This window comes from Pseudomonas sp. AC463 (genome assembly GCF_979253585.1).
The window spans coordinates 1-289 of the sequence record NZ_CEEDDZ010000456.1; the positions used below are offsets into that span (position 1 = coordinate 1).

The 289-nt window shown below is 61.2% G+C and carries 1 pseudogene; it reads left to right on the top strand.

What is annotated here, in order from left to right:
• Window positions 1-163 precede the first annotated feature (163 nt).
• Window positions 164-289 (top strand): annotated as a pseudogene (locus AC0IYH_RS30955) (FtsX-like permease family protein); the annotation flags it as partial.

The window sequence follows — 289 nt, forward strand, 5'->3', positions numbered from 1 at the left end:
GTTCTCTCCGACCGTACCCGCCCAGGTAGCTCGCCAACGCGTCATCGCCACGATGCGGACGATCTACAGGGTTCGAGAGGGGGCGACCGACCCTTTCACCGTCGTCAGCACCGAGGAATTCTCGGCCGCCAGCAAAGGCATCATCACCGTCTTTCGCGCAGTGCTCGGCGCTATCGCCTCGATTAGCTTGATAGTCGGTGGCATCGGCATCACCAACATCATGATCGTTTCGGTAACAGAACGGACTCGCGAGATCGGGGTAAGGCTGGCGATCGGCGCAAGTCCGGCC